This is a genomic window from Immundisolibacter sp. (assembly GCF_028696615.1).
Taxonomy (GTDB): Bacteria; Pseudomonadota; Gammaproteobacteria; order Immundisolibacterales; family Immundisolibacteraceae; genus Immundisolibacter.
The window spans coordinates 1-10,586 of the sequence record NZ_JAQVGQ010000080.1 but is presented as its reverse complement, the minus strand read 5'-3'; the positions used below and the strand labels follow the sequence as shown (position 1 = coordinate 10,586).

Below are 10,586 nucleotides of genomic sequence, written 5' to 3'. Positions count from 1 at the left end.
TGGTGGCCAGGGGCGGAATCGAACCACCGACACGTGGATTTTCAGTCCACTGCTCTACCGACTGAGCTACCTGGCCGGGTGTGAAGCGCCGCGCCGTGTCGCCGGTGCCGGGGCACCGTGGCGCGGGGTGCGTATTAGAGGGCCGGGCGTGGCCGGCGTCAAGGCGCGCTACCATCGCGCAATCGTTTTCGGGCCGTCGTGGCGTTGCGACGGCCGCAGCCGTCAGCCGGAGGAACCGTCATGCGTATCCTGCACACCATGCTGCGAGTGGGCGATCTGGACCGCTCGATCGCGTTTTACACCGACGTTCTGGGCATGAGGCTGGTGTCCCGGAACGATTTTCCGGGCGGGCGCTTCACGCTGGCCTTCGTCGGCTACGAGGACGGCGCCGTCGCCAGTCCGTCGGCGGCCAAGACGCCGCTGATCGAGCTCACGCACAACTGGGACACGCCGTCCTACGAGCTGGGCAACGGCTTCGGCCACATCGCCATCGAGGTGGAGGACGCCTACGCGACCTGTGCGGCCATCAAGGCGCGCGGCGGCAAGGTGGTGCGCGAGGCCGGCCCCATGCAGCACGGCACGACGGTGATCGCCTTCGTCGAGGACCCGGACGGCTACCGCATCGAGCTGATCCAGAAGCACACCTGAGAGCTTGTGAATTTTTTCAAGCTCCGAGGCCGGCCAGGGATGGCCGGACGCGAATCGAGCCCGCAAGGGCTTGATTCGCGCGAGCCCGTCCGGGCGTGTAGCGGACGGGCGACACAAGAAATGCGCAGGACGCGCATTTCTTCATAAACCCTGAGAGCTTGTGAATTTTTCAAGCTCTCAGGCCGGCCAGGGATGGCCGGACCCGAATCAAGCACGCAAGGGCTTGATTCGGGGGAGCCCGTCCGGGCGTGTAGCGGACGGGCGACACAAGAAATGCGCAGGACGCGCATTTCTTCATAAACCCTGAGCCGACGCGGGCGGCGGCGGTATCATGCCGCGCCCGGCCCGTCGCCACTGCCCGAAACCGTGAAACCCATCTCGCCGGCCGCCGTCGCGGCCGCTCCATCGCTCGTGTCCGCGCGGCAGTGGCTGGCGCTGGCCGGATTTTTCGTCGCCCTGCGGCTGCTGTTCTTCCCGCTGGCCGAGCCGATCGTCGACGAGGCGTATTACTGGCTCTACGCGCAGCGCATGGAGCTGGCCTTTCTGGATCACCCGCCGATGGTGGCGTGGCTCGACTGGCTCGGCACGCACCTGCTGGGCAATACGCCGGCCGGCGTGCGGCTGGGGGCGGTGGCCTGCGGGCTGATTGCGCTCAGCTACGTGTACCGCCTCACGCGGCAGGTGAGCGATCAACCCGCGGTGGCGGCCGGCGCGGTGCTTTTGGGCTGCGCGCTGCCGGGCTTTTTTCTGGCCGGCTTTTTGAGTACGCCGGATGCGCCGCTGGTGGCGGCCTGGGCGGCCGGGTTGTTTTATCTGCACCAGGCGCTGGTGCGGGGGCAGGCGCGCGCCTGGCTGGGCGCGGGGCTGGCCATGGGGGTCGGGCTGCTCGCCAAGTATCCGATCGTGCTGCTGGCCGCGGCGGCGGCCGGTTTCGTGCTCACCGACGCCCAGGCGCGGCGCTGGCTCGGGCGCCCGCAGCCGTACCTGGCGGTGGCGCTGGCGCTGCTGCTGTTCGCGCCGGTGCTGGTGTGGAACGCGCAGCACCACTGGGCGTCGTTCGCCTTCCAGGGCAGCCGGCGCGTGGGACAGCTGCAGGTCGAGTTCTCGACCCACCTGCTGTTGGCGCACGCCTTGCTGCTGCTGTTCCCGACCGGCGCCGTGGCGGCTTTTGGAGCGGCCACGCGGCCGGCGTGGCGGGCGCAGGCGGTGCCCGATGCGCGCAGCCGGCGGTTTTTGCTGTGGACGGCGGCGGTGCCGTTCGGGGTGTTTTTTGCCTTCAGCCTGTACCAGTACCCGCATTTCCACTGGACCGGACCGGCCTACATCGGATTGCTGCCGTTTCTGGCCGCCACGCTGGTGTTGCCGGCGCCGGCCGGGGACCGGCTGCGGCAGGCGCTCAGGCGCATCTGGCGGCCGTCGCTGTATGCACTCGGCGCTGTCTACGGCGCCGTGGCGGTGTACCTGGTGTGGGGACTGCCGGGCGTGCCTTACCCGACGCTGGGCGACGTCGCCTATCTGGGCTGGCACGAGACGGCGCAGGCGGTGCACGAGCTCGAGCAGCAGGTCGAGCGCGACACCGGCCAGCGGCCGCTGGTGGCCGCCATGAGCAAGTGGGCGATCGCTGCCGGGCTGTCGTTTCATGACCTCGACGGCCGCTACGACAACATCACCTCGCGCAACCTGGTCGGTGGCAGCGCGGTGATGTTCGAGTACTGGTTCGACGATCCGAGCGGCGGCCAGCGGCCGGTGCTGGCGGTCGATTTCGAACGCAAGGACCTCGAAGACCCGCGCGTCGACGCGGCGCTGGTGAACGTCGGGCCGATCCGGCAGCGGCCGATCCATTGGCGCGGTCAGGTGATCCGGCACCTCTATTACCGCATCGCCACCGGCTACCGGCCGCAGGCGGTGCGCCGCGTGCGCTGGGCGCACTGATGCGGCTGCTGGTGCACTTTGCGCGCGCCTACCCGTGGCGCAGCCTGTTGACGCTGCTGGCGCTGTTGCTGGCGGGCTTGCTGGACGGCGTCGGCTTGTCGTCGCTGCTGGCCATGCTGGTGTCGGTGGCGGGCGATGGCGCCGGCTTGCCGTTGCCGGCGCGGCAGGTGACGCAGTTCCTGGCGGCGCTCGGTATCGCCCCGCGCCTCGAGCCGGTGCTGGTGTTGATGGTGCTCGCCATGCTGGCCAAGGCGCTGCTGACGCTGGCCGCCAACGCGCAGGTCGGCTACACCGTGGCGCTGGTGGGCACCGACCTGCGCTTGGCGCTGCTGCGCGCGGTGTTGGCGAGCCGCTGGGAGTACTACCTGCGCACGCCGGTGGGCGCGCTGTCGAACGCCATCTCCGGCGAGGCCAACCGTGCCGCCAATGCTTATTTCAACGCCGCCCAGGTGCTGGCGCTGTTGGTGCAGGCGCTGATCTACACGGCCTTGGCGCTGCTGGTGTCCTGGCAGGCCACGCTGGTGGCGCTGGTGGTGGGCGGTACCCTGATGCTGGCCATGGGCGGGCTGGTGCGCCGCGCCAAGCGGGCCGGCACGCGCCAGTCGCAGCTGACCGCGGCGCTGGTGACCTATCTCACCGACGTGCTGCAGTCGGTCAAGCCGCTGAAGGCGATGGGTCGCGAGGATCTGGCCGACGGCATCCTCACGCGCCAGACCCGGCAGATCGACAAGGCGCTGCGCCGGCAGGTGATCGCCAAGGAGGCGCTGCCGGCGGTGCAGGACCCGCTGCTGGCCTCGCTGGCGGCGGTGGGCCTGTACCTGGCCATCGCCCACCTGGGGCTGTCGCTGGCCTCGGTGATGGTGGTGATCTTCCTGTTGGCGCGGGTGCTCGGCTACTTCACCAAGGTGCAGCGCCAGTACCAGAACATGGTCAGCACCGAAGGCGCCTACTGGTTGCTGAAAAATGCCATCGACGACGCCCGCGCGGCGGCCGAGCCGCCGTCGGGCGGCGTGGCGCCCGGCCTGACGCGCGGCATCGAACTGCGCGGCCTGCGCTTCGCCTACGGCGAGCGGGTGGTGCTGGACGGGGTCGATCTCACTATCCCGGCCGGCCGGCTGACGACGCTGATCGGCCCCTCGGGCGCCGGCAAGACCACGCTGGTCGACATCGTCATCGGCCTGCTCAGCCCGCAGGCTGGCGAGGTGCTGGTCGACGGCGTGCCGCTGCCGGCGCTGGACCGGCGCGCCTGGCGGCGCATGATCGGCTACGTGCCGCAGGACACGCTGCTGCTGCACGACAGCGTGCTGGCCAACGTGACGCTGGGTGATCCCGCCCTCACGCGCGCGGACGCCGAGCGGGCGCTGCGCCAGGCCGGCGCCTGGGAGTTCGTGACCGCCCTGCCGCAGGGACTCGACACGCCGGTCGGCGAGCGCGGCGGCAAGCTGTCCGGCGGCCAGCGCCAGCGCATCGCCATCGCCCGCGCGCTGGTGCACGAACCCAAGCTGCTGATCCTGGACGAGCCGACCTCGGCGCTCGACGCCGCCGCCGAGGCGGCGGTGCGCGACACGCTGCGCGCGCTCAAGGGCCGCTACACGCTGCTGGCCATCACCCACCGCCCGGCGCTGCTGGACGTGTCCGATCAGGTGCTGCACATAGCCGGCGGCAAGCTGCGCGCCGCCGCCGCGGAGGTTCACTGATGGCATCGACGCGCAGCCGACGCCTGCTGCGTCCGCTGCGCCGCGCCTGGCGGCGGGCGGTGTTCGCCGGGTTACGCCGGCTCGCTGCCGGCCTGGCCCGCCGGCCGGGCGCCACGCGCCGGGTCGGCCGGGCGCTCGGGCGCCTCAACTGGGCACTGCGCCCGCTGGCGCGGCGGCGGGATCTGGCGAACCTGCGCCGGGCGCTGCCCGGGCGGCCGACGTCCGAGCTGGCCGCCATCGGCCGCGAGGCGCTGTGCGAGGTCACCGTGGGCGCGCTCGAGTTCCTGCAATTGCTCGAAAAAACCGTGTCGGCCGAGCAATTCGTGGGGCCGATCACCGCGCACGGCCGCGAACACCTCGACCAGGCGCTGGCCGGCGGGCGGGGCGTGCTCGGCGTCGGCCTGCATCTGGGGCATTTCGCCAAGGTGCCGATCTGGCTGGCGCAGGCCGGCTATCCGGTCAGCATCGTCATCCGCGAGGCACGGCGCGTGCCGCGCGGGTATTACGTGGCGGCGCTGGCCGAAATCGGCATCGAGGCGATCCGCCTCGAGCCCGACCAGCCGACGGCGCCGCGCGTGCTGGACGCGCTGCGCCGCGGCCGCATCGTGATGATCTACGTCGACCAGGGCGTCAAGGACGACGGCGGCATCGACATCGATTTTCTGGGCAAGCGCGTGCCGATGCCGGCCGGGCCGTTCGTGCTGGCGCGCCGCGCGCGGGCGCCGATCGTGCCGGTGTTCCTGCACCCGCAGCTGCAGGAGCTCGTCATCCATGCGCCGCTGCCGGCCCCGACCGGCGCCCTGCGCGAGGACGAGCCGACGCTGCAGACGCTGTATCGCCTGGCCGAGGCGGAAATCCGCGCCCACCCGGCGCACTGGCAGTGGCGCTACCGGCGCTGGGGGCGGGAGTGATGCGGGTGAGGTTCGTGTTCGCGGCTGCAGCCGCTCCTACGGCCGCTCCTGTGGCCGCTGCGGTGACGGCTGGCGCGGGGGCTCAGAGTTTGTGAAGAAATGCGCGTCCTGCGCATTTCTTGCGTCGCCCGTCCGGTACGCGCCCGGACGGGCTCCCGCGAATCAAGCCCTTACGGGCTCGATTCGCGTCCGGCCATCCCTGGCCGGCCTGAGAGCTTGAAAAATTCACAAGCTCTCAGAACGGGTTGCGCACGATGCCGCCGTCCACGCGCAGCGCAGCGCCGGTGGTGGCGCTGGCGAGCGGGCTTGCCACGTAGGTGACCAGCGCCGCCACCTCGGCCGGTTCGGCGAAGCGCCGGATGAGCGAGCTCGGCCGGGCGCGCATGAAGAATTCTTTTTCGAGCGTCGCCACCGGCTGGCCGGCCTCGGCGGCCATTTTTTCGAGAAAACCGGCCACGCCGCGCGAGCGGGTCGGCCCCGGCAGCACGCTGTTGACGGTGATGCCGGTGCCGGCCAGCGACTCGGCCAGGCCGCGCGCCACCGCCAGCTGCGCGGTCTTGGTCATGCCGTAGTGCACCATCTCGGCCGGGATGTTGATGGCGCTCTCGCTCGAGATGAACACGATGCGGCCCCAGTTGCGCTGTTTCATGCCGGGCAGGTAGGCGCGCGAAAGCCGCACGCCGGCCATGACGTTGACGTCGAAAAAGCGCTGCCAGTCGGCATCCGGGATGTCCTCGAACGGCTTGGTGTCGAAGATGCCGAGGTTGTTGATCAGGATGTCCACGTCGGGGTGCTGCGCCGCCAGCGCCGCGCAGGCTTCGGCGGTGCCCAGATCACCGGCGAAACCCTTGGCCAGCACGCCGGTGTCGCCGAGCAGGCGGCCGAGCGCCTCGTCGACGCCCTGCTGCGTGCGGCCGTTCAGGATTACCTCGGCGCCCTCGCGCGTGAGGCTCACGGCGATCGCATAGCCGATGCCGGCGGTGCTGCCGGTGATGAGGGCGCGCTTGCCGGCGAGTTGCAGGTCCATCGATGGCTCCTTGAGGTTGGTCAGGCGGTGGTTGGCGCGGGCGTCAGCTCGAAGCCCGCGTAGCCCTCGGCGGCGACCTGATCGCAGCGCTGCCGGTACGGCCCGAGCCCGCCGAGGTAGGCCATGAACGTGCGCGGCTTGCCGGGCACGTTGGCGCCGAGGTACCAGGAATCGGCCTGTGGCATCAGCGTGGCGTCGGCCACCGCCGCGACATGCGCCTCCCAGGCGGCCTGCGCACTGGCGCTGGCTTCGATGCGGGCGATGCGGTGCGCGCGCAGGTAATCCAGGCAATCGGCGATCCAGTCCACGTGCTGTTCGATGGACGGCACCATGTTGGTGAACACCGATGGGCTGTGCGGGCCGGTGATCAGGAACAGGTTCGGAAAGCCGGCGCTGGCGAGGCCCAGATACGTGTGCGGGCCATCCGCCCAGGCGTCGCGCAGGCGGCGTCCGGCACGGCCGCGGATGTCGATGGCCAGCAGCGCGCCGGTCATGGCATCGAAGCCGGTGGCGAAGATGATCGCATCGAGCGGGTACTCGCTGGCGCTGGTGCGAACGCCGTGCGGGGTGAGCGTCTCGATCGGCGTGGCGCGCAGGTCCACCAGGGTCACGTTGGCGCGGTTGAAGGTCTCGTAATACTCGCTGTCCAGGCACAGACGCTTGGTGCCGAGCGGATGCGTGTTCGGGCACAGCCGCTCGGCGACCTCGGGGTCCTGCACCGTGGCGCGAATCTTGCGCCGCACGAACTCGGCCACCCGCGCGTTGGCCTCGGCGTCCACCAGGATGTCCGGCGCGGCCGCCAGCAGGCTCATGGCGCCGCCCTGCGCCCACAGCGCTTCGAGCTGCCGGTCGAGCTCGGCGGGCGGGATGTCGCGCGTGCGCCGCGGCGCATCCGGCAGCGCCACCGGAATGCCGAACAGCGACCGGCGGCTCTGCTCGCGCCGTTCGCGGTAGCCGGCCTTGATGCGCTGCAGCTCGTCGGCCGCCAGCGGGCCGTTGCGCGCCGGCACGCTGAAATTGGCGGTGCGCTGGAACACCGTCAGATGCTTCGCCTGCCGCGCGACCTGCGGGATGACCTGGATGGCCGTCGAGCCGGTGCCGATCACGCCCACACGAAGGCCGCTGAAGTCGACCTCATCCTTCGGCCAGGCGCCGGTCAGATAGGTGGCGCCGGCGAAGCGTTCCACACCCGGCAGGTCGGGTGCCTTGGGCACGGACAGACAGCCGGTCGCCATCACGCAGTAGCGCGCCGTGCAGCGGTCGCCGCGGTCGGTCTCGATGCGCCACAGGCCCGCAGCCTCGTCGAAATGCGCCAGGGTGACGCGCGTTTCGAGCCGGATGTCGCGGCGCAGATCGAAGCGGTCGGCGACGTGGTTGAGGTAGGCCAGAATCTCCGGCTGGCGCGGATAGCGTTCGGTCCACTGCCATTCCTGCTCCAGTTCCGGCGAGAACGAGTACGAGTAGTCCACGCTCTCGATGTCGCAGCGCGCGCCGGGGTAGCGGTTCCAGTACCAGGTGCCGCCGACGCCGTCGCCAGCTTCGAACACCCGCGCCGTGAAGCCGGCCTCGCGCAGGCGGTGCAGCATGTAAAGACCGGCGAAGCCGGCGCCGACGATGACGGCGTCGAAGTCGGGGCGGTGTGACAACAATCCCGCGGTGTCGTTCATGGTTTCTTCCTCCGTGAAATCACCGCTGCGTCGGCGGTGCTTGTCTGCATGCTGGGGAACCGCTGTGGGCGCTTCCCGTCGGGGCAGTATGCCCCGGCGCGCGTGCCGGTTTGCCGCGCCGGATCACGCGCCGCGCGGCCAGCGCAGCAGACTCGCCCCGGCGACGCCGCCGGCGAGACCAAGCCCCAGCGCCACCAGCGCCTGCGTCGGCCGCGGCGAGCGCACCCAGTACGCCGGTCAGAACCGCGACCAGCAGGTCGCGCCAGGCGCCTTCCAGGCGCCCGAAGGCAGCGCGCAGTCGGCGCACGCAGCCCGCAGCAAGGTCAGGCGCACGGCGGTCCGGTCGGTCGCACGGGCACCGGCGAGGCCGTGTTCGGCTCGCTGCGCGGTACACGCCCGCGCAGTGATCAGCGTTTGTGAAGAAATGCGCGTCCTGCGCATTTCTTGCGTCGCCCTTCCGGTACACGCCCGGACGGGCTCCCGCGAATCAAGCCCTTACGGGCTCGATTCGCGTCCGGCCATCCCTGGCCGACACTGAGAGCCTGAAAAATTCACAGGCTCTCAGTGAATCAATGGCGTACGCCATCGATTCAGGCCGGGGCATCCTGCCCCGGAAGGGGCCGCTGAGTAAATCAGCGTTCCCCGTCGCCCGCGGTGAGCAGCTGCTCCCAGCGGCCCTCCCGGTAGGCGTGCAGCGGCCGGTAGCGGCTCTTGTAGGCCATCTTGTCGGATTCCGCGATCCAGTAGCCCAGGTACAGCCACGGCAGCCGGCGGGCACGGCATTCCTCGACCTGCCGCAGCACGCCGTAGGTGCCAAGGCCACGCTTGACGATGTCCGGGTCGTCCGCCTCGTAGAAGGTGTACACCGCCGACAGGCCGTGCGGCAGCTGGTCGATGACGCTGACCATCACCAGCCGGCCGGCGAGCCGGTACTCGAGCGTCGAGGTGTCGATGAAGCGGCTGCGCAGGAATTCGAGCTGCTCGCGGCTGTCGCGCACGCTGACGCGGTCGTCGTGACGCGCCAGCTGGTAGCGGTGGTAGAGGTCGAGGTGCTCGGGTCCGAAGTCGGTGCGCGCGGTGGTCACCACCAGGTCCTGATTGCGCCGCCAGGTGCGGCGCTGGGCGCGATCGGGCTGGAAATCGTCCACCGGGATGCGCACCGGCACGCAGGCCTGACAGCCGCGGCAGTGCGGCCGGTACACGTTGTCGCCGCTGCGCCGGAAGCCGTAGTCGATCAGGCGCGCGTAGGTTTCGGTGTCGATGACCTTGTTCGGGTCGGCGAACAGCATCACCGCCTCGCGCTCGGGCAGGTAGCTGCAGGCCTGCGGTTCGGTGGAGAAGAAAAATAGCCGCCCGAAGCGGGTGTTAAAAATCATCATCGCCGTGCCAGGGTCCGCGTGGATCGGGTGCTCGGGCGAGCGTCTCGATGCATGTTAAGAACTCGGCCCGCGGCATGTCCACGGCGCCGAGGCTGGTGAGATGGGCTGAGGCGACCTGACAGTCGATCAGCCGGCCACCATGCCCCAGCAAATACCGCACCAGGTGCGCGAAGGCCACCTTGGACGCATCGCTGCGCCGCGCGAACATCGACTCGCCGAAGAACACCTGCCCCAGCGCCACCCCGTACAGGCCGCCGACCAGTTCGCCGTCCTGCCAGGCCTCCACGCTGTGCGCGTAACCGTGCCGGTGCAGCTCGCCGTAGGCGGCCTGCATGGCGGGCGTGATCCAGGTGCCGCTGGCGCCCGGTCTGGGTGCGGCACAGGCGGCCACCACGGCATCGAAGGCGGTGTCGAAACGCACCTCGAACTCGCGCCGGCGCAGGCGTTTGGCAAGGCTGCGCGAGGGCACGAAATCCTGCGCCCACAGCACGGCGCGCGGCTCGGGGCACCACCACAGGATCGGGTCGTCCGGCCCGAACCAGGGGAAGAAGCCCCGCCGGTAGGCGTCGAGCAGCGTTTCGGGTTCGAGATCGCCGCCGGCGGCGAGCAGGCCGTTCGGCTCGGCTAGCGCCAACTCGACCGGCGGCCAGCCGGTGCGCCAGCGCCGCTGCGCCACCCAGAACAGGCGCGGCGCGGTCAAGGCTGCTCGCGTCGAAACGGCGAGTGCTCGCCCAGCAGCTCGCGGTAGCGGTCGATTTCCTCGCCCTCCTCGATGAGGTACTCGGCCACCGCGTCGGCGAAGCGCGGCTCGGCCAGCCAGTGCAACGAGTGCGTTTTCACCGGCAAAAAGCCGCGGCTGAGCTTGTGCTCGCCCTGCGCGCCGGCCTCGAAACGGTCGAGGCCGACCTCGATGCAGTACTCGATGGCGCGGTAGTAACAGGTTTCGAAATGCAGGCTGTGGTAGTCGGCAAGACAGCCCCAGTAGCGGCCGTACAGCGCGCCGCCGCCTTGCAGATTGAGCGCTCCCGCCACGTAGCGGCCATCGCGCATCGCAAGCAACAGCACCACCGCGTCCGGCAGCGCTTCGCCCAGGCGGTGAAAGAACGCTTCGGTGAGGTAGGGGATCGCCCCGTGCCGCGCCACCGTGGCGCGATAGAAGCCGTACATGGCGCTCCATTCGGCGTCCCCGGCTTGCGTACCCGGCACCACGCGCAGCGCGATGCCGGCCTCGGCCACCTGCCGGCGCTCGCGGCGCACCTTTTTGCGCTTCTCGGCGGTGAGGGCGGCGAGGTAATCGTCGAAACTGCCGTAGCCGCGGTTCTCCC

General features: G+C 70.4%; 9 protein-coding genes and 1 tRNA gene. 4 read left to right on the top strand and 6 right to left on the bottom strand.

The features are described 5' to 3' along the window. A tRNA-Phe gene (locus PHC73_RS07055) sits at nucleotides 1-76 on the bottom strand. Between the two features lie 164 nt (nucleotides 77-240). Between PHC73_RS07055 and gloA the strand changes: the two genes are divergently transcribed. From gloA to PHC73_RS07035, 4 genes are all read left to right on the top strand, one after another. After that, nucleotides 241-648 carry a lactoylglutathione lyase gene (gene gloA, locus PHC73_RS07050; RefSeq protein ID WP_300126159.1) on the top strand — a complete coding sequence of 136 codons (408 nt, stop codon included), beginning with the start codon at nucleotides 241-243 and terminating at the stop codon, nucleotides 646-648. 366 nt (nucleotides 649-1,014) lie between these two features. Continuing rightward, on the top strand, nucleotides 1,015-2,580 hold the full coding sequence (locus PHC73_RS07045; protein ID WP_300126156.1) for a glycosyltransferase family 39 protein: 1,566 nt from the start codon (nucleotides 1,015-1,017) through the stop codon (nucleotides 2,578-2,580). Continuing rightward, complete coding sequence (locus PHC73_RS07040) at nucleotides 2,580-4,277, top strand: ABC transporter ATP-binding protein (RefSeq protein WP_300126153.1); 1,698 nt, start codon at nucleotides 2,580-2,582, stop codon at nucleotides 4,275-4,277. Before PHC73_RS07045 ends, PHC73_RS07040 begins: the two co-directional genes overlap by 1 nt. Then, nucleotides 4,277-5,188, top strand: a complete 912-nt coding sequence (locus PHC73_RS07035) for a lysophospholipid acyltransferase family protein (RefSeq protein ID WP_300126150.1) — start codon at nucleotides 4,277-4,279, stop codon at nucleotides 5,186-5,188. The genes PHC73_RS07040 and PHC73_RS07035 overlap by 1 nt, the downstream gene beginning before the upstream one ends. A 235-nt stretch (nucleotides 5,189-5,423) precedes the next feature. On the opposite strand, the gene PHC73_RS07030 is transcribed toward PHC73_RS07035, so the two are convergent. From PHC73_RS07030 to PHC73_RS07010, 5 genes are all read right to left on the bottom strand, one after another. Beyond that, on the bottom strand, nucleotides 5,424-6,215 hold the full coding sequence (locus tag PHC73_RS07030) for an SDR family oxidoreductase (RefSeq protein ID WP_300126147.1): 792 nt from the start codon (nucleotides 6,213-6,215) through the stop codon (nucleotides 5,424-5,426). Between the two features lie 20 nt (nucleotides 6,216-6,235). Continuing rightward, nucleotides 6,236-7,882 carry an NAD(P)/FAD-dependent oxidoreductase gene (locus PHC73_RS07025; RefSeq protein WP_300126145.1) on the bottom strand — a complete coding sequence of 549 codons (1,647 nt, stop codon included), beginning with the start codon at nucleotides 7,880-7,882 and terminating at the stop codon, nucleotides 6,236-6,238. Nucleotides 7,883-8,514: 632 nt separating this feature from the next. Then, on the bottom strand, nucleotides 8,515-9,258 hold the full coding sequence (locus PHC73_RS07020; protein WP_300126142.1) for an arginyltransferase: 744 nt from the start codon (nucleotides 9,256-9,258) through the stop codon (nucleotides 8,515-8,517). Beyond that, nucleotides 9,248-9,961 carry a leucyl/phenylalanyl-tRNA--protein transferase gene (gene aat / locus PHC73_RS07015; RefSeq protein WP_300126139.1) on the bottom strand — a complete coding sequence of 238 codons (714 nt, stop codon included), beginning with the start codon at nucleotides 9,959-9,961 and terminating at the stop codon, nucleotides 9,248-9,250. The genes PHC73_RS07020 and aat overlap by 11 nt, the downstream gene beginning before the upstream one ends. Further along, nucleotides 9,958-10,586 (bottom strand): GNAT family N-acetyltransferase (locus PHC73_RS07010; RefSeq protein ID WP_300126137.1); only part of this gene is annotated, 629 nt, incomplete at its 5' end. The genes aat and PHC73_RS07010, both read right to left, overlap by 4 nt.